General features: G+C 43.3%; 15 protein-coding genes and 1 other RNA gene. 13 read left to right on the top strand and 3 right to left on the bottom strand.

From position 1 onward, the window contains the following. Positions 1-275: 275 nt before the first annotated feature. The 3 genes from NIE88_RS08045 (at position 276) to NIE88_RS08055 (ending at position 5,606) form a co-directional block, all read left to right on the top strand. Positions 276-1,931: a PucR family transcriptional regulator gene (locus NIE88_RS08045; protein WP_309247023.1), complete on the top strand. Its 1,656-nt coding sequence runs from the start codon at positions 276-278 to the stop codon at positions 1,929-1,931. Between the two features lie 95 nt (positions 1,932-2,026). After that, positions 2,027-3,766 (top strand): ABC transporter ATP-binding protein, encoded by a 1,740-nt coding sequence (locus NIE88_RS08050; RefSeq protein ID WP_253060945.1) that lies wholly within the window; start codon positions 2,027-2,029, stop codon positions 3,764-3,766. After that, positions 3,759-5,606, top strand: coding sequence for an ABC transporter ATP-binding protein (locus NIE88_RS08055; protein ID WP_253060947.1), 1,848 nt, complete (start codon positions 3,759-3,761; stop codon positions 5,604-5,606). The genes NIE88_RS08050 and NIE88_RS08055 overlap by 8 nt, the downstream gene beginning before the upstream one ends. Positions 5,607-5,612: 6 nt before the next feature. Here NIE88_RS08055 and NIE88_RS08060 read toward each other — a convergent pair whose 3' ends face one another. Further along, positions 5,613-6,851, bottom strand: a complete 1,239-nt coding sequence (locus NIE88_RS08060; protein ID WP_253060957.1) for an EAL and HDOD domain-containing protein — start codon at positions 6,849-6,851, stop codon at positions 5,613-5,615. A gap of 175 nt (positions 6,852-7,026) precedes the next feature. Then, positions 7,027-7,740, bottom strand: coding sequence for a DUF1361 domain-containing protein (locus NIE88_RS08065; protein WP_253060959.1), 714 nt, complete (start codon positions 7,738-7,740; stop codon positions 7,027-7,029). 189 nt (positions 7,741-7,929) lie between these two features. Here NIE88_RS08065 and NIE88_RS08070 point away from each other — a divergent pair, with 189 nt between their 5' ends. The 5 genes from NIE88_RS08070 to NIE88_RS08090 all read left to right on the top strand — a co-directional run bounded on the left by NIE88_RS08070 (position 7,930) and on the right by NIE88_RS08090 (position 13,780). Next, on the top strand, positions 7,930-9,342 hold the full coding sequence (locus NIE88_RS08070) for an isochorismate synthase (protein WP_507237320.1): 1,413 nt from the start codon (positions 7,930-7,932) through the stop codon (positions 9,340-9,342). Next, entirely contained in the window at positions 9,339-11,084 is a 1,746-nt protein-coding gene (gene menD / locus NIE88_RS08075; protein WP_253060968.1) for a 2-succinyl-5-enolpyruvyl-6-hydroxy-3-cyclohexene-1-carboxylic-acid synthase, read from the top strand. The genes NIE88_RS08070 and menD overlap by 4 nt, the downstream gene beginning before the upstream one ends. Further along, positions 11,074-11,910 (top strand): 2-succinyl-6-hydroxy-2,4-cyclohexadiene-1-carboxylate synthase, encoded by an 837-nt coding sequence (menH, locus tag NIE88_RS08080; RefSeq protein WP_253060970.1) that lies wholly within the window; start codon positions 11,074-11,076, stop codon positions 11,908-11,910. Before menD ends, menH begins: the two co-directional genes overlap by 11 nt. After that, positions 11,907-13,025: an o-succinylbenzoate synthase gene (gene menC / locus NIE88_RS08085; protein WP_253060972.1), complete on the top strand. Its 1,119-nt coding sequence runs from the start codon at positions 11,907-11,909 to the stop codon at positions 13,023-13,025. The genes menH and menC overlap by 4 nt, the downstream gene beginning before the upstream one ends. Before the next feature lie 104 nt (positions 13,026-13,129). Then, positions 13,130-13,780, top strand: a complete 651-nt coding sequence (locus NIE88_RS08090; RefSeq protein ID WP_253060974.1) for an HAD family hydrolase — start codon at positions 13,130-13,132, stop codon at positions 13,778-13,780. On the opposite strand, the gene NIE88_RS08095 is transcribed toward NIE88_RS08090, so the two are convergent. Further along, the gene (locus tag NIE88_RS08095; protein WP_253060976.1) at positions 13,777-14,511 is read right to left on the bottom strand and encodes an SIR2 family NAD-dependent protein deacylase; all 735 of its coding nucleotides are present in this window, start codon (positions 14,509-14,511) and stop codon (positions 13,777-13,779) included. The two genes, NIE88_RS08090 and NIE88_RS08095, sit on opposite strands and share 4 nt — an antisense overlap. Positions 14,512-14,630: 119 nt before the next feature. On the opposite strand from NIE88_RS08095, the gene NIE88_RS08100 reads away from it, so the two are divergent. The 5 genes from NIE88_RS08100 to rnpB all read left to right on the top strand — a co-directional run bounded on the left by NIE88_RS08100 (position 14,631) and on the right by rnpB (position 19,821). Then, a complete protein-coding gene (locus NIE88_RS08100) occupies positions 14,631-16,889 on the top strand; it encodes a DEAD/DEAH box helicase (protein ID WP_290446364.1) in 2,259 nt (752 codons plus the stop codon). Continuing rightward, positions 16,889-18,166, top strand: a complete 1,278-nt coding sequence (locus NIE88_RS08105; protein ID WP_373689416.1) for a ribonuclease H-like domain-containing protein — start codon at positions 16,889-16,891, stop codon at positions 18,164-18,166. The genes NIE88_RS08100 and NIE88_RS08105 overlap by 1 nt, the downstream gene beginning before the upstream one ends. 147 nt (positions 18,167-18,313) lie before the next feature. Beyond that, the gene (locus NIE88_RS08110) at positions 18,314-18,904 is read left to right on the top strand and encodes an SLOG family protein (RefSeq protein ID WP_253060980.1); all 591 of its coding nucleotides are present in this window, start codon (positions 18,314-18,316) and stop codon (positions 18,902-18,904) included. A gap of 154 nt (positions 18,905-19,058) precedes the next feature. Further along, positions 19,059-19,370: a cell division regulator GpsB gene (gene gpsB / locus NIE88_RS08115; RefSeq protein WP_253060982.1), complete on the top strand. Its 312-nt coding sequence runs from the start codon at positions 19,059-19,061 to the stop codon at positions 19,368-19,370. Between the two features lie 62 nt (positions 19,371-19,432). Next, an RNA gene (gene rnpB, locus NIE88_RS08120) (RNase P RNA component class B) lies at positions 19,433-19,821 on the top strand. Positions 19,822-19,901: the final 80 nt, after the last annotated feature.

The following is a 19,901-nucleotide window of genomic DNA, read 5'->3' on the forward strand; positions in this document are numbered from 1 at the left end:
AATGAATTCCTCCCAGTTATTTTATCTAATCCAATAATTGAATAATCAGACATATGAATTTGACGACCACAGTCAACAGTTTTTTCATACTAAACAAGTTGACTGAGAATCAAATGAAGCCTGTGTTATTCCTTAATTAGAATGTTACAAACAAAAAGGGTTCATTTCATCATACGTTTTGTCTACTCTTTCGGTAAAAAACTTGACATTTGGCGACTGTGTTAGATAATATGACAATATAATGAAATGAAATACGACATTTGGGGGGCTGGATGATGGATGAAATGCCATTTTGTGTGAAGGATGTGCTTGAACGCCCACTTTTTCAGCGAGCAGCATTAATTGCGGGTGCACATGGTTTGTTTCGAGAAGTTCGCTGGGTGCACATTCTAGAAATTACCCATGCTGCTCCATACGTCAGCAAGCATGATTTGATTCTCACAACCGGTATTTGGTTAAAGCGTTCGGTGAAATCCGGATTAGACTATATGCGTCAGATCATCGATCATGGTACCTCCGGGCTTTGCATTGAGTTCGGCACGACGATTGATGAAATACCGGATAAGATCATCGCACTGTGTGATGCGTATGATTTTCCGCTCATTTTGTTCCGCCAGCCGATTCGTTTTGAAGAGATCACGCAAGACATTCATTCTTTTTTAATTAATCAGCACTTTGGTCTGCTGAAAAATTTGGAACAATTTTCTCAAAAACAGCAGCAGCTGATTCTGCAGAGTACGGACATTCCTGCCATTTTGCGTCTTTTACAAAGTTACTCCGAAAGGCAAATTATCTATTTATCCACCATTGAGGCAAATAAATTTTATCCTTCTGTAACTAAAGAAAAGTCCGATATGATAAACGCTTTTTGCAATGAGAAGAAAAAAGCTTTTGACCATATTCAGGAGACCGAAATTTGGAAGATGGATGATACTTGCTATTTGCTCATCCAGCCGGTTGTCTGTTTTGGCCAAGTATTTTCCTGCGTCGGCATGGTTCTTCATCAAGCGCACCCCACCGAATATATGAAGCTGCTGATTGATTATACCGCTAAAGCAGTAGCGACCGTGCTGCTGCGTACACAATTTCTTGAAGAGAAGATCCTGAGCAATCAGAATGAACTGATTCAGGATATTCTCAGCAAGCGTATCGAAAGCGAAGAGCAGGCACAGATGAGAATGGGGCTTCCATCGCCAAACGGAGAAAAATACATCTTTGTCGGAGGGGTTATCGAATTTGAGCATAATGTGATCGAAGCTGGTCCGGAGCGTATGGAGGCCCGTAACCAGGATATTCTCGTTCTCACCCGGTCATTATTAAAACGCTATCAAATGCACCACCTGTTAATGATGAAAAATAATCAGATTTATTTTATTTGCGCTAAAGAACGCGTTACGGCGGAGTCGCTGACAGGACTGTACAAAAATGTCCAGGGCTTAATCGACGGACTGGAGAAGTATATTAATCAAGCGCTGCCCGGCTTAAACTTTCATGTCGGTATTGGAAAATCACGAACGCGTCTGTCTGAAGTGTGGATGAGTTTTAAAGAAGCGTATCAGGTGATCGAAATTTCTCAAACAGTACCTGCAATGGAAAAATGCTGCTTTTATGGAAACCTTGGCGTTTATCAGCTGCTTAACACTGTTCCGGGCCCAATTCTGAATGAATTCATACATGATCAGCTGGGGCAGTTAATTGATTATGACCACAAGCACCATCTTAATTTAGTAGATACACTGTCTATGTATTTTAAATGCATGGGTTCAAAAGGAGAAACAGCGAGGAAACTGTTCATTCACCGGCAAACCTTATACAATCGTCTGGAAAAAATTCGAGATATTCTCGGTAATGATTTCTTTGAACCGAATCGGCGCCACTGTCTGGAAATGGCACTGCTCGGCTATCCTTTGCAGGCCATTGAAGAACAATAAAAAAGTACAAGGTCGAAAGGGTTCTGATTACATGGACCTTTTTTATTGCTATACTGAGATTGTTCATCTTGTTTAAGACCGAAAGAAGGTTTTCCATGAACTATCTGACTGTTTACTGGAAAAGATATAGAATCAGATTTTTATTGGCTATTTTTTTTCTGTCGCTCGAAGCTCTGTCAGATCTGCTGCAGCCGGCATTGATGGCGCGCATTGTTGATCAGGGAATCGCACAGATGAATATGCCTCAGATTGAACGATACGGGCTTCTGATGCTGTTAATTACAGCAATCGGAGCAGTTTGTGCGAGTATGCGCAACATACTTTCGGGTATTGTATCACAGCGATTTGCCCAAGATCTGCGTCAAGATTTATACATAAAAATCCAAAGTTTGCCACAATCCGGAGTTGATCAATTGGGCAGTGCTTCACTGATTACTCGGCTCACAAACGATGTCACTCGGGTCCAAACCTTTGCCAATGGTCTCATGCGTATCATGGTCAAAGCACCTCTTGTCGGGATCGGCAGTCTGTTCATGGCTATTCACCTCAATGCGAGACTCTCACTGGTCTTGCTTGGAATTGCGCCGATGATTGCATCGCTAATCGTTTTGAATATGAAGATCAGCTATCCGTTTTTTCGAAACGTGCAGCTTGCACTTGATCGAGTCAACCGATCAATGCAGGATTATTTATCCGGTATTCGTGTTATAAAAGTCTTTAATCGTTCCGATTATGAACAGGAACGGTTTCAAATAAATAACAAAAAGCTCGGTCATCTTTCTTCTTCTGCTTCGAAGGTAGGAAGCATATTCAGTCCCATGATCAATCTGTCTGTAAACATCGGGATTCTGGCTATTCTATGGTTTGGAGGAATCGGTGTGAACCATGGAACAATGCAGGTCGGTTCGATCATTGCTTTTACTAATTATATGATGCAGCTTCTGTTCGCGATTATGATGGTGAACAATGCCTTTAATATGCTTGTACGTGCAAAAGCTTCAGTGGAACGTATTGGAGATGTAATGAATCACGAGTCGGATGAACGGTTTCCCAAAAAAACAAATCAGAAATTAGGTTGTGAAAACAGGGGAGCTCTTCATTTTCGAGATGTAACCTTCTCATTTTATAAGAATCAAGAACCCGTATTAAAAGATATTCATTTTCAGGTCAAGCCTGGAGAAACGCTTGGAATTATCGGGCCGATTGCTTCAGGAAAATCGACGCTTGCTCAATTGATTCTCCGTTTTTATGATCCTGATCGCGGGGAGATCCTTTTTAACGGACATGATATCAAAAATTATACAGAAGAAGAATTGCGGAAGAAAATAGCCATTGTGCCTCAGCGTCCGCTGCTTTTCAGTGGATCGGTCATTGAGAACATTCGTTGGGGGGATGATCAGGCGAGTAACGAGTCAGTCTATCAGGCGGCACAGATTGCGGATGCGGACCATTTTATCCGCCTGCTTCCACATGGCTATGAATCATTGATTGGTCAGGGAGGTGTCAATTTGTCCGGCGGACAGAAACAGCGCATCTCCATTGCGCGTGCCCTGATCCGTAAACCTGATCTTCTCATTTTGGATGATGCAACAAGCGCTGTGGATGCACATACGGATAAAATGATTCGCTGCCGTTTAAGACAATCATTAAAAAGCATGACCTGTGTTATGATCTCTCAAAAAGTTTCTTCAATAAAAGATGCAGATCAAATTGTGGTCATTAACGGTGGGCGTATTGAAGCCATCGGAAAACACGCTGATTTATTAACCCGCTCTTCGTTCTATCGGGAAGTTTGCGCGACACAGTTGAGTGATGGAGGGGTTCAGCATGGCTGACAGGAATTCCGGCATAAACCGAACGAACAGCGCAATGACGCAAAGAGGCAGAGGGAAAAGGGGGCCGGCTCGATTTGCTCCAGTTGAAAAACCGAAACGAATACGAGAGACGCTGCGACGTTTAGGAAGTTATTTTTTTCAGGAAAAAAAGGCATTATGTACCGTATTTGGTTTTGTTCTTCTTGACTCGATCATTTCTTTGCTTATTCCTTATTTTATCGGACTGGCCATCAACCAAATTGGTGTCCGCGCCGGTGCTGTACATTTTTCAATGCTGATCCAGCTGCTTCTGGTTTTGGCTGTTTTTTATTTGGCTGACGGCCTGTTGACTTTTATTCAGGGGTGGCTCATGGCATCGGCAGGACAACGTATGGTCGTTGCACTTCGAGGAAGCCTTTTTGAAAAGCTGCAGAAGCTTCCAATCTCATTTTTTGACCGCCATAATCACGGTGAAATTATGAGCAGGCTGACCAATGACATTGAAAATATTGATGTCACAATTTCTCAATCTACGGTGCAATTAATGAACGATGTGATCATGATTGCCGGTTCTCTGGTCATGATGATTTGGATCAGCCCGTCATTAACTCTGGCTAGTTTAATCATGGTTCCGCTTGTTATTATCCTTACAAAAACAATTGCTGTTCGTACCTCCAAGTTGTTTGTGGAGCAGCAAAAGGAATTGGGAACATTAAACGGACATATTGAAGAATCTATTTCTGGTCTGTCAGTTATTAAAGCATTCAGTCATGAACAAAAGGAAATCGAGCGTTTTACACAAATGAATCAGCGACTGACCGACGTCGGCATGCACGCACAAATTTGGTCCGGATATTTAATGCCATTAATGAATGTCATCAATAATCTGGGCTTTGCCGCGGTTGCCTCAGTCGGCGGATTTTTGGCAGTTAAAAAGATGATTACCATTGGCATGATCGCAAGTTTCCTCACCTACTCGCGGCAATTTTCAAGACCTTTAAATGATGTGGCCAGCATTTTCAACACATTGCTATCCGCAATTGCTGGTGCTGAACGTGTTTTCGATATCATGGAACAAAAAGAGGAAGTTCCGGATCAAATAAACGCACGGCCGATCAGCAGCAAAACCTGCAAGGGCGACATTGATTTTTATAATGTCTCATTTGGTTACAGTCCGAAAAGAATGATTGTGAAGCAGGTTTCTTTTCATGCGCGCGCAGGGGAAACCATTGCACTGGTTGGCCCAACAGGTGCAGGTAAGACGACACTTGTAAATTTACTGACGCGTTTTTATGAACCGAACTTCGGCTCGATTCGTGTTGACGGCATTCCAATTACCAATTATAGACGCGCGGATTACAGAAGCCTATTCGGCATGGTGCTTCAGGATACTTACCTGTTTCACGGCAGCTTTAAAGATAATTTACGATACGGACGGCTTGATGCAACGGATGAAGAGATAAAACGCGCTGCCATTGCAGCGCATGCAGATTCATTCATTATGGCAACTGAACACGGATATGGCACGATGCTTCAGGGCAGCGGAGAAAATTTGAGCGAGGGACAGAAGCAGTTGCTTACGATTGCCCGTGCCGTGCTCTCTAATCCGGCGATTCTGATTATGGACGAAGCAACGAGCCATGTCGATACACAAACTGAACACGAAATACAAGAAGGCATGCGGCAGTTGATGAGTGGACGAACGAGCATCATCATTGCGCATCGACTGTCTACGATTCGTCATGCGGATCTAATTCTTGTTGTCGAGGACGGAATGATTGCCGAGCAGGGAAGACACGAGGAATTATTGGAGAAAAAAGGGATCTATTTCTCAATGTACAGCGACCAATTTTCAGTCTGATCACTATTAAGTTTTAGGCAGAGGTTGTTTCCCATCAAACTCGTTTAAACTATGTTCCCACTTAATTGCGCTTAAATAAAATGACATGAATTGTTTGCTTGTCAGTGCATTCTTTTCAATGAATAGACGAACTTTATCCCAATTTGCCTGTTCAAAATTGATGACTGCGGCTAGACTGTTTTTAAGTTCATTTGGAACACCAAGCAGCGCATCTCGAATCAATGGATTCAGAGGCAATTTCGTTAAAATGGCTTGCATGGGCTGGTTTAAAATCTGATCAAGGGAGGAGAAAATACCAGTAATAAAATAGTCCGCTGCATCATGTTCCTTTTTTGTCATGACTGCGATTCGCTCAAGCATTTTTCCACGGATAAGCGACCGCTTAATGAGCTCGGCGTTTTCAACATGCTCAAAGCCTTTGATCATCATGATCTGAATCCACTGAGCCATCTCCTTTGCGCCGATACGCGCTAATGCTTGCCGAACAGAATGAATCGGATATTTCGATCCATATTGGATGGTATTGGCCGCATGCAATAATTTATAGGTGAGACCAACGTCCGCATGAATGAGTTTGACAATACGGTCTAAATCCGGATCCGGCTGGCGTAATTCATTGAGAATCCGAATCAAAACCGTTTGCTGGTAGCCGATCTCTTTAGCATTGACCATCAGAGGCCTGCTGAAAAAGTAGCCTTGAAAGAGATCATACCCCATTGCAAGGGCAAAACGATAATCCAGCATGGTTTCAACTTTTTCGGCAAGAAAAGTTTTTTTGCCGTGATATTTTTGGATCAGGCGTATTTGATCTTTAATATTTGCCCGAGAGAATTCTACTTTGATCATGTCAGCAAGATTTATTAATTCTTCATAGCCTTTGCGTCCAAAAATAAAATCATCAAGTGCTAAAATATATCCGTCCCTTTTCAGCGAACGGCATGCTTCAATCACCTCATGACTAGGACGCACGCGTTCCAATATTTCAACAATGATTTTCTTTTTTGGCAGAAGTCGAGGCAGCTGCTGAATGAGAAAGTCCTCCGGAAAATTAATAAATCCATGGGTGCCTTCAATTAATTCATCAAAGCCAATGACGAGAACCGAATTTGCGAGAAGTGACGCGGTTGCATGGCGATCACTTGATCCGCTGAATGCGTTTGTATTATTCTTCCGATAAAGTAATTCGTAACCAAAGAGCTTCATTTTTCGATCAAGAATCGGTTGGCGAGCTACATAAATATCCATAGGATCATCATCTCGTTCAAAATATTTTTTTAATAAATCGTGTAAAATTTAATTGAGTCATTCAACTAAGGATGACAGATCTTAATTGTCAATGCAGTGACTGAATATTTTGAGCCTTTTTACCTATGCTATCACGTTTATTTTTCATACACAATCATCTTTTAGCGGGTTTATCCTACCCTCTTTTTCCCCACCGGTTCGTACGCATATCTAAATGATTGATTGCGGCAAAAAAAAGTGTGAAGAAGTAGTAGACAATACATATGTAGCATGCGGAAAGTAAAGAAAAACCAACTGAGAAAAAGGTGATATGGCCGGAAAGAAGGGCGACAAATCGAGCCGGGTAAAAAAGATCCCAGGAGTTGAGTTGCAAAAATCTGCCGATATACATGGCAAAGCCGCTTAAGATGAAAATAAAAAACATCATCAATTGAGAAAGCGGATAAGCATATTTTTGCAGGAATCGATGATGAACGATCCATAAAGAGAGCATGCCGGCACATGTTCCGATAAAAATGCCGGTACCGATTTGAATAAGGCTTAACCAGGACAGAAAATCAGTAGAATAAGTAAACGAGTGTTCCGTTCCAAAATAGAAGGAAATTCGCTGCAAATGAATGAAGTCGGTAACCAGATATGGCGCATTCGGAAAGAAAATAAGCCATAGAAATGCAAGCAGCCATGTACGCAGCCAATCATGCGCATTGTCGGCAAGACACATCCAAATTGCGAAAAACAGCGGAAGAAGTGACAAGAGCAGATTCCAGAGCATCATGACATGTATTGTCCGTTTAGTGAACACGTATAAAAGCAAGCTGATCAGAATGTAGAAACCAGCACAATAAATGATTGGGTTAGGTGCATGCCGCCTTTTCCTTTTACGGAACATATAATCGAAATCCTTTCAATGATGGTTGCCGATCTCCCTAGGATTATATTAATCTCGGACAAGTTTTACTCATGTTCTTCTTTTTAAGTACCATTACTTTGAAATTGACAGATATCCTTGAGAAGGGTTATCTTAAAAAAGACATAAATTGTTCACATTGAAAGCGACATCAGACATCAGGTGATAAAAGTGATAGTAATCGATGATACAGATTTATATCATGAAATTTGTTCTGCGATTGACAAAGCTAAAGCAACAGGCGGGAAACATGTGGTTAGTGAAATAAAAGAAATTGAGTTAACAGATCCCATCCGCTTCTATGATGCCGCCGGAAAACGATATCACGGCAAACGCTTTTTCTGGGAGAACCAAACAGACGGACAAATCCTGATAGGAGCAGGCATTGCTGCTTGTATCACAACAAGGCGCGGGGAAAATTATGCTGCGATGCAAAATCAATGTGGCAATTTATTAAGTACGGCGCGTGTTTTAGGTCCCACGGAAGCGGAGGCAACGGGACCGCTTCTGGTCGGCGGATTTGCCTTTGAGGCGGAAAAACAGCCTTCTGAGGACTGGGCATCTTTTGGCTCCGGCTACTTTTTCCTTCCCGTGTTTTTATTAACGATTCAAAAGGGACACTGCTATCTGACACGATCGATTGTCTGCACCTCTCAGGACGATGCCGGTCAGTTAACTCAGCGGCTGAAACATGAAGAGAAAGAATTATTCAGTTCTCTAAATGCTGAAGCTCCTGATCTTAACGTGTTTAACTCACTGATCAAGCAAACCGATCAAGAGACACAAGCATGGAATCAACTCGTTGAAGAAGCAATTCAAACCATGGGAGAGAGCGGATTAAAGAAGGTGGTACTTGCGCGTTCCCGAAGGCTGCTCTATCAAAACGAGCTTTCGAGCGAGCAGCTGATCCAGGCTCTTCGCGAGCAGCAAGAACAAACCTGTCTGTTTTGTCTTGAGAAAGGTGCTTCGGCTTTTGTCGGGGCGACTCCGGAACGATTGATCAAAAAGCAGGCCCGAACTATTTATTCGGCGTGTCTTGCCGGATCGGCAGCGCGTGGAGACACAGATAAAGAAGATACAAGTCTTGGAGAATGGCTGCTTAATGATCGTAAAAATCGTCTCGAACATCACTATGTTGTTTCTATGGTTCGTGATTCTCTTCATGATCTTTGTGAACAGCTGACGGTCCCGGAACGGCCCAGACTAATGAAGAATAAAAATATTCAGCATTTGTATACACCGGTGGAAGGAATTTGCAATAAATCGGCATCGATTTTTGATTTCATAAAGCGCCTGCATCCGACGCCTGCACTGGGCGGACTACCACGAAAACAGGCCTTATCTTGGATAAGGGAACATGAATCACTTGACCGCGGGTACTATGCTGCGCCAATCGGCTGGTGCGATGGGCGTGACAACGGAGAGTTCTATGTCGGCATACGCTCAGCACTGCTTCGTGGAAAGGAAGCAGTGCTGTTTGCCGGATGCGGTGTGCTGAAGGATTCAATACCAGAGCAGGAATACAAAGAAACTGCCATTAAATTTCACCCGATGCTCGATGCACTTTCAGGGAGGCATATATGAATCATTTAGAGCTAATGACACACTATCTATCTTCATTTGTCCATACATTATCACAGCAAAATGTAAAAACAGCTGTGATCAGTCCGGGATCGCGATCAACACCTCTTGCCATTCTTTTTGAGGAGCACTCGGAGATTCAAACCTTTCTTGACATTGATGAACGTTCAGCCGGTTTCTTAGCTCTTGGATTAGCAAAAGCATCGAAATACCCGGTTGCATTAATCTGCACATCAGGAACAGCGGCAGCGAACTATTATCCAGCTATTATCGAGGCCTATTTTTCGCGCGTACCGCTGCTCGTCATTACTTCGGACAGACCTTATGAACTGCAGCATGTTGCAGCGCCGCAAACAGTAGGTCAGCAAGGAATGTATGGAAATCATGTCAAACAGTATTTTCAACTCGAGTTATCCGAGCTTGATCTGAGTCTGCTTTCCTATAATCAGGCCTTGGCGAGTCGAGCGGTTGCCATTGCGAACGGCCTTCCGAAGGGACCGGTGCATTTAAATGTTCCTCTCAGAGAGCCGCTTGTTCCATGCCGGCTGAATCAAACATCAAAAATGAACGTGACTGCCCGTTTCGCAGTACCAGTGAAAAGAGGAATGCTTACGCTGGGTACAACGCAACTGCAGGATTTATCGAAACACATCAATTGTTCCAAGCAAGGCGTGATTATTTGTGGCGCTGCAGAATACGTTCAGTCTGTATCCGGAATCACTGAATTTGCAGAACGAGCAGGCTTCCCGATTCTTGCGGACCCGCTTTCTCAACTCCGCAGGGGAATGCATTCGATGACATCGGTTATTGAGACCTATGACACATTTCTTCGCAACGAGCAGATTGCATCCTCCTTAAAACCGGATCTAATCATCCGTTTTGGCGCTCCGCCGGTGTCTAAAGCGCTCAAACTGTGGATGCAGCATCAAGTCTGCACTAATTTTGTTATTGACAGCGGAATGGAGTGGAGAGATCCGGAGGGAAAAGCTACGGAGATCATTTATTGTGATGAACAGCGATTTTGTGAGGACTTGAGTCCGATTATCGAAAGAAAAGGCAATCACAAATGGCTTGTTTTTTGGCGGACAATTAATAATAAAACGAAATCAGTACTTCGAAGCATACGTGAGGAGCAGACCTTGAGCGAGGAGAAAGTCTTTTTGAAACTGGCTGAGTGGCTGCCGGAAAAAGCAAATCTGTTTGTCGGCAACAGCATGCCGATCAGAGAACTGGACAGCTTTCTGTTCAGTCGTCCGCAGTCTGCACATATTTTTGCCAATCGCGGGGCGAATGGTATCGACGGTGTGGTATCGACAGCAGTCGGTGTGGCCTTGGCAAATCATCGTGCAATTCTTGTGATTGGCGATCTCAGTTTCTTCCATGATATGAATGGTCTGCTTGCAGCCAAACAGTATCATGCAAATTTGACAATTCTTCTCATCAACAATGATGGCGGAGGAATTTTCTCGTTTCTTCCTCAGGCATCTGATAAAATACATTTTGAAAGCCTCTTCGGTACCCCGCATGGGCTGGATTTTTCAAACGTTGCAAGGTTATACGGCGCCCGTTATACGAAAATCAGCAATTGGGAAATGTTTGATCAGGCAATGTCTGCTTCTGAAGATGAAGAGGAATTGACCATCATTGAGATTCCGACAAAACGAGCTGAGAATGTTGAAAAGCATCGTATGCTGCAAAAGTGTCTTGATGAACAAGTAAAACGAGAAACAGCTTATGAAAGCTGAGCTTCGCGGCGTGGTGTATCACTACGAATTAAAAGGCAGTGGGGTACCTTTGCTTCTGCTCCATGGTTTTACAGGAAGCATGGAGACCTGGCATTTCCTAGAAGAATTGATGATTAAGAACTATCAATTGATTTTTGTTGATATCATTGGTCATGGGCAAACCGACTGTCCTAAAGACGCGCAGCGATACTCAATCATTGAGGTTGCAAACGATTTGAAGGCACTGCTCGATCTGTTGGGACTCGACCGCGTCCATATCCTTGGTTATTCTATGGGCGGGCGGCTTGCACTTACTTTCGCATGCCTTTTTCCAGAACGCATCTTAAGTTTAATTTTGGAGAGTTCCTCACCTGGTTTGAAAACGGAGGAGGAACGGTATGAAAGACGTTTGCATGATCGAAATTTGGCGGAGTCCATCTGTGCACGTGGGATTCATGCATTCGTCGACTATTGGGAACAGATTCCGCTCTTTCATTCGCAAAAAAAACTTCCAATGCGGAAACGTGCTGTGCTTCATAACCAGCGACTATCTAATCAGACAACCGGACTTTCGAACAGCCTCATTGGTATGGGCACGGGATCGCAACCATCATGGTGGGATCATTTGCCTTCTTTGCTTGTTCCCGTTTTATTAATGACCGGATCCGTTGACAGCAAGTTTTGTTCCATCGCATCTGAGATGCATGATCGTCTGCCGAATGCAAAATGGCGTGTTATTCCAAATGCCGGTCATACCGTTCATTTAGAACAGCAGCGCCTTTTTAGCCAATGTGTACATACCTTCGTACAATCATACATCGGGTACCAGGGGAGGAAAAGAAAATGAAACTTCATTCCATTACCATACGTGCGATCTCATCTGCCTTGAATACGCCGTTTATGACACACCTACAGCACGTGACACGCAGAGAGGCATTGATCATTGAAATAACGGACCCGGACGGACGGATCGGTTATGGTGAAGCGGATCCTTTTTCGAGTCCATGGTATTCGGAAGAGACGATTCAGACATGCCGGCATATTCTCAAAGATTTTCTGATTCCCGTGCTGTTTGATCACGGTTCATTTGATCCAGAAGAACTGGATCAAATCTGGCGAGGAGTCCGCGGTAATCGTATGGCTAAATCAGGACTTAGTCAGGCAATCTGGGATCTCTATGGCAAGCAACAAGGGGTGTATTTGGGAAAACTGTTTGGTTCAACAAAATCAGAAGTTGAGGCAGGCGCAGTGATTGCTTCAAATGATCCAAATCATGCGGTTGAGCAAATTGAAGCCCTCGAGCAAGCAGATCACTACAAACGCTATAAACTAAAAATATCACGCAGAAATGATCTCAAATTATTGACACAAATTCGCAAGCAGTTTCCCAGACTTCCCTTAATGGCAGATGCGAACTCGGATTACAGCCTTGAGGATACAGATCATCTGCGCCGTTTGGATCAATTTCATTTAATGATGCTTGAACAACCGCTTGCCTATAATGATTTAACGGATCATGCGATTATTCAGAAAGTAATGAAAACGCCGATATGTCTTGATGAAAGCATTGAATGTTATCAAGATGCCGCAAGTGCAATCCAGCTTAAAAGCGGACAAATTTTTACAATTAAAATGGCGCGTGTCGGCGGCTGGTCTCAGGCAGTACGCATTCACAACTTATGTGTTGCCCATTCAATTCCTGTTTGGTGCGGAGGAATGATTGAATTCGGTATTGCCAAAGCCCATAATATCGCGCTTGCTTCTTTAGATGGTTTTTCACTTCCCGGAGATTTGTTCGCATCTGATCATTATTGGAGACGAGATATTATAACTCCTGATATTGCTGTTAATCATGGCGTGATTCATATTCCGAATAGACCGGGAATTGGTTTTTCTGTTGATCGGTCGGCGCTGGATGATCTGACCGATCACCGCGAAATCTACCGTAAAAAAGTAAAATAATGAAAGTAATAACAAAATAACACAAACGTCTTTGACAAATTGAACAAATAAATAGGATACTAATATAAGGTTGTATAATGATTAGGAAATTGGGGAGGAACACAATGGAACTGCAAAACGTGCTCTTTGATTTTGACGGAACGCTTGCTAACACTTTGCCGCTGACGATTTTCGCCATGCAAAAGGTATTTAAGAAATATGACGGACAATCATATGATGGTCATGAAATCGTATCCATGTTTGGACCGCCGGAAGAGGAAATGGTCAGGAAAAATCTTAAGAACCAATCGGCTGCTCTAGATGCGGTCGATCTATACTTTATTTTGTATGAGGAAGAACATGACCGTTATGTTGAAAAAAATGCAGAAATCTTCAACATGCTGGGTCTCCTGAAGGATATGGGAATACGTATCGGACTGATCACCGGAAAGGCGCGCCGTTCGTTCCTTATTTCTGAAGAAAAGCTTGGATTTAAAGACATATTCGATAGCGTCATCACGGGTAATGATGTTGTTAATCCGAAGCCTGATCCTGAGGGGATCAAACAGACGCTGATTAAATTTGAAGCAGATCCCGCTAAATCCATTTACATTGGTGATGCAAATGGAGACATTTTGGCTGGGAAAGCAGCCGGCATTCATACAGCGGCTGTACAATGGCTGGAAATGTCGCAATCGGACTCATATCCGGCTAATCCGGAATTTTATTGGACAAAAGTAAGCCAGTTTGTCGAGCTGCTTAAAAACGATCATTAATCCACGTTAATGGCATTGGCATCAAAGTCTGCAAAGTCTACTTGGCAAAACTGATCAATCGCATCCATGTTCAGAGCGGGGCGATCATTGATAAGGAGCGTCGGCACACCATATTCCTTTGCAAATTCCGGAAGAAAATTGATCGGGGCGACGCCGAGCGAGCTTCCGAGTACCAGCAGGTGATCTGCATGACTGACCGCCTGCTCCACGGCACGAAGGTCCCGTACGGCTTCACCGAACAGTACAATGTCTGGTTTCAAAACAGTTCCGCATGTTTTGCCATCCTTTGAAGAGACAGAGCAGTGCGGAACTTTTTGATCGAGCAGTGATTGTGTTTGATAAAATGTTCCGCATTTCGGACAAATGCAGCGATTGAATGCTCCATGAACTTCAATAATCTTCGAACTTGTTGCTTTCTCGTGCAGGCCGTCAATATTCTGCGTAATAATGGTGACTTCATAAGTCTGCTCAAGATTTTTAAGCCATAGATGGACGGCATTCGGCTTGGCACTGAGTAGAAGCCGGGCATCGAACAATGACCAATAAAAGGTCCAAAATTCACTGGGATGGGTCTGAAAGTACAGCAAAGACAAATACCGCTCAACATTTTTATTTTGATACAGACCGTTTTTGCCGCGAAAGGGCGGAATACCCGAAGGCACACTGATTCCTGCCCCGGTTAGAACGGCAATTTTATGATCGTTTTGAATCCATTCATTGAGTGAGGTCATAGATAATTCTCCTAATTTGTAAATGATTAGCGAACATTTATTCGTTATGCTATAATGATGAACAAAAGAAGCTGAGTGATGCCGTAAGATGACTGATGAATTAGAGGTGGCATAAATAAATGATTGGACGTAAAACAATCGACGACCTTCTGAGCCGGCTGAAGAGCGATCCAAATGTGGTGCACTGGCATGTAATCCCTAAGAGAGAAGCTCATTACGCACCTTTTCCGCAAACGCTTGACGCACGAATAAAAACGGCGCTTATTAATCGAGGAGTTCGTTCACTCTACACGCATCAGGCAGATGCTTATCATGCGGTTATGGGCGGAAAGGATATCGTTTTAGTCACTCCGACTGCATCAGGAAAAACGCTTTGCTACAATCTTCCGATACTTGAGACCATGATTGAGCATCCGGAAAAACGTGCGCTCTATTTTTTTCCAACGAAAGCACTTGCACAAGACCAAAAAAATGAAATGGCCGAGCTCATCGATGCGGTTGGAATCCCTATTAAAAGCCATACCTATGACGGGGATACGGCAGGATCGATACGACAGAAGATTCGCCAGGCAGGTCAGATTGTGATGACCAATCCCGATATGCTTCATGCTTCTATTTTACCTCATCACACGAAATGGGTCTCGCTATTTGAAAATCTTCAATTCGTTGTTATTGACGAACTGCATACATACCGCGGTGTATTCGGCAGCCATGTTGCGAACGTCATCCGGCGGTTAAAGCGAATTTGCCGTTATTATGGCAGCAATCCGCAATTTATCTGTACTTCGGCGACGATCGATAATCCGAGAGAACATGCCGAAGCGCTGACAGGACGAAAAATGTTCTTGATTGACCGTAATGGGGCACCGAGCGTACGAAAGCATTTTCTGATTTACAATCCGCCGATAACCAATAAACAGCTTAATGTCCGTGAAGATGAAAGCTATGCTGTAACGCGGCTGGCCACTGATTTTTTGAAAAATAAAATTCAAACAATTGTCTTTGCAAAAAGCAAACTGAAGGTTGAACTTTTGGTGAGCCATCTGCAAAAAATAAACAACGGGCGTCAGAGTCGCGCTGCAATTTGCGCTTATCGAGGCGGCTATCTTCCCCTCGAACGGCGCAGGATCGAAAAGGGGCTACGCAGTGGCGAAATCATGGGCGTGGTCAGCACAAATGCGCTTGAATTAGGTGTTGATATCGGACAGCTTCAAGTATGTATTTTGACCGGGTATCCCGGAAATATGGCAAGTGTCTGGCAACAGGCAGGCAGAGCGGGAAGACGACAGGAGGATGCGGTCATTATTATGGTAGCCTCATCCAATCCGCTCGATCAATATATGGCCGGTCATGCGGATTATTTCTTTTCCCGGCTGCCTGAGAATGTGCGTATTAATCCTGATAATATCATGATTCTGATGGAGCATATCAAATGTTCTGCATATGAGCTTCCCTTTCAAAGGAAGGAGCTTTTTGGCGGCGAAGAAGTGGACGAACTTTGTGAGTATCTTACTGAAGAGGACGTGCTCCACTTTCAACGTGGAAAATGGTATTGGATGAGCGACGGTTTTCCGGCAAACAATGTCAGTCTCAGATCAGCTGCTCAAGATTCATTTGTCATCGTGGATGTTACTGATCGCAGACACGCAAAAGTGATTGGGGAAATGGATCGTTTCGGAGCAATGACCATGCTGTATGAGGATGCCATCTATATCCATCAGGGGGTTCAATATCATGTTGATGATCTGGATTTAGAGGAACGGAAGGCCTATGTACGCAAAGTCAATGTCAATTATTACACCGATTCGGATCTGGCTGTTCAGCTCGACGTTCTGGAAGAGGACAAACATGCCGAATTTGACGGTGGCAAACTTGAGAAGGGCTACGGCGATGTGTCTGTCCGAGCATTGCCGACAGTTTTTAAGAAAATCCGCTTTGAAACCTATGAAAATATCGGATGGGGAAAAATCCATCTTCCTGAGCTGGAAATGCATACGAACGCAGCCTGGATCAGCTTTGAGCCGGCACTTTTCAATGTGTTTGGAAAAGATGTTTTTCAAGGAGTACTTGTCGGACTGAGTCATTTACTGCGTCATGCCGCACCCCTTTTTGTTATGTGCGATCAGTCGGATCTTTCTGTGGTGGCGAAAATAAAAGCGCCGCACAATGAGAAGCCCTCCGTATTTTTGTGCGATAAGTATCCCGGCGGAATCGGATTAAGCGAGAAGCTGTATCAAGAGCTGCCTCTCTTGCTTGATAAGGCGAGCGAAATGATTGATCATTGCGGCTGTGAATCCGGTTGTCCGTCATGCATTGGCTTCGTCAATGAGGGCAGGGCGGCTAAGACAGCGTTGCGCCGTATATTAAAGGAACGATGATGGTGTCATTAACTAAGAAACTGCAACTATACAGAAAACAGCTGCATGATCAAAATGCTGCTTCGAAACAGTCTTCCCAATCGATCAAGTCTGCTGAATATGAGTCGGAGCAAGATAAAGAAATACAAAAGGCTTCCAAGCTGCTGAATGCTGAAATCCGCCGCTTCGAGGATCAATATGTCCTTGTTCATTCAGAAATGCTGCCGCTCGATTTGAAAATAGGGCCATATGTAATAAGCGAACTGTTTCCGTTAGTGAATGCCTGGCAGTCGGCTTATGACCGGCATCCATTATCCGCAAAGGGGTTGCGTGCAGGCGATCTGCTTTTCTTTGACACGGAAACAACTGGTCTTGGATCAGGAACGGGTCAAATGATCTTTTTAATCGGTATGGCACGATTAACACGTAACGAATTGGAATTGAGCCAATATCTTCTGCCTGGTCCCGGCCATGAAACAGCGTTTTATGATGCATTTCTATCTGACTGCCGCTCATTGAAAAATCTGGTCACGTTTAATGGTAAGGCGTTTGACTGGCCAAGAGTAAAGACCCGTCATCAATTTGTTCGCCGTCAAGTTCCGAAGCTCCCGCCATTTGGGCATTTTGATCTGCTCCATGCTTCAAGAAGGCTGTGGAAAAAAAAGCTGGAATCGGTACGTCTCCAGACGGTGGAAAACGAAATCCTTTCTATGGGAAGAAAAGAAGATGTTCCGGGGAAAATGGCGCCATTTCTATATTTTCAGTTCTTGAAACATCCGGACGCTCATTTAATTAAAGGGATTATGGAACATAATCGAGAAGACGTTCTGACTCTGATCAGTTTGTATATTCATCTTTCGAATAAAATTCTGAACAGAATTGAATCGGATCCGGAGGAACAATACGAAATTGCTCGTTGGAATGAACAGGTCGGTGATCGAGTGCATGCTCAGCAGATATGGGAAAAGCTCATTCGGGAAGCGTCACCTTATCAAAGTAAAGCCAAATGGCATCTTGCGGAGTTATATAAGCGGGAAGGGGAGTACTTGATTTCATTAAATTTATTTAAATCGGCAATCCGTGAATCTGGTGATGATCAGGTGGCGTTATGCATTGAGACTGCAAAATTACTTGAGCATCAATTTAAAGATTATGCCCATGCGCTTCATTATACAAAGCAAGCATTGAAACAATTTTATCAGAAGCATCAAAACGATTTAGATTCAGTAAGGAAAAAAGAAGCTGAATACTTAAAGCGTTTGAACCGTCTTGATCAACGGATTGAAAATAATTCTTGAAGAAAATGAGTATTACCCGGGCAAGCGCAAATAGTGCCTTAAATCGTCATAAATCATCTGTTTTTTTAATTTTTTTGAATCTTTTCGACAAATTAGGCGCACCGGCATGAAGAATCTACCTATAATAAAATGACTGGGGGCAGGATGATGCACGAAAACGGATCAACTATTTTAGTTACCGGATATAAAGCTCATGAACTTGGCATATTTTCAAGAGATCATCCTGGTATCCAGATCATTCGTTACGTGTTAAAGAAAAAGATGTGCGAATACGCTGAGAACGGGGCACAATGGTTTGTCATAAGTGGCCAGACAGGTGTTGAACTATGGGCAGGGCAAGCATGCCTTGAATTGCGGGATTCTGACCAATTGAATGTAAATCTTGCGGTTTTGATGCCTTTTTTTAATCAACAAGAGCATTATAAGGAATGGCAGCAAGAGATTTATGCTCAGATTCTTGAAAGTGCGGATTATACCGGATATATCAGCAAACGTCCCTATGAAAGTCCGGTTCAGCTAAGGCAGAAAAATGAATTTCTTGTTGCAAAAACGGACGCAATGTTGATTATTTATGATGAGGAATCACCGGGATCTCCAAATTATTACCTGGGTGCTGCGAAAAGAAAAGCGCGAAACGCTGACTATTTGATTCAAGTCATCAATCGTTTTGACTTGGATTTTGCTGCTGAAGATTTATCGCAGCAAGATCCCGATTATTGGACAAATAATGATGGATGATGAACTAGTGCAGCTTCCAAAATATTTTTTGCCAGGCTTAATAACTCAGCAATGCGCATAATAAAAATAAAGAATGATGTAATGAATAAGCGATTGACACAATAGACTAAATTTGAAAAAATAAGACGAGATACTTAGCTTGGAGTGAATCAGAATGGCAGACCAGAAGACGATTCGATTAACAAAAAATGAAATTCTCCATAAGGAATTTAAAACCGGTTTTCATGGCTATCAGCAGGATGAGGTTGATCAGTTTTTAGATATTGTGATCAGTGATTATGATATTTTCAACGCAGAAATCCTGCGTCTGCGCGAGGAAAACAAACGGCTCAAAAGTCAGCTCACAGATGGAGAGGGACAGCGTACTGCCGCACCAGTTGAGAATCAGGGTTTGACTAATTACGATATTTTAAAACGGCTGTCTAATCTTGAAAAACACGTTTTCGGCAGCAGACTCGGCGAATAATGCCGATAAAGGGTTGTTTCTTTAATTAAATTGGATTATAATGTATAGCTGTGACATTGTTCGTGTTCGGGTGATCGCTGTATCTCTTGCAGATATAGAGGAAAGTCCATGCTCGCACGGTCTGTGATGACCGTAGTGTTCGTGCCTGGCGAAGTCATAAGCCAGGGTAGTTCGGAGCAATCTGAGCTAACGGCGGGAGAGAAACCTGTGTTCCTTCGGGAATATGGTTTGTCATCCCATAAAGTGCCATAGTGACGATGTCTTTTGGAAACAAAAGAAGTGGAACGCGGTAAACCCCTCGAGCGGGAAACTCAAACTTGGTAGAGGAACCCTTTGGAAGGAATCAAACGGAAAAAGGGACAGATAATTCTGTAGATAGATGATTGCCGCCTCCGTACGAGGAGCGTGCAGCTCCGTTTGAGTGCGAAGGTACAGAACATGGCTTACAGAACATGAATAATGCATTTTAATGAAGAAAAAGCCCATTAAGGGCTTTTTTTGTTCGATTAAAAAGAGCATAAAATGAATGAG

The sequence above is a fragment of the Sporolactobacillus shoreicorticis genome (assembly GCF_024125445.1).
In the GTDB taxonomy this organism is placed as follows: domain Bacteria; phylum Bacillota; class Bacilli; order Bacillales; family Sporolactobacillaceae; genus Sporolactobacillus; species Sporolactobacillus shoreicorticis.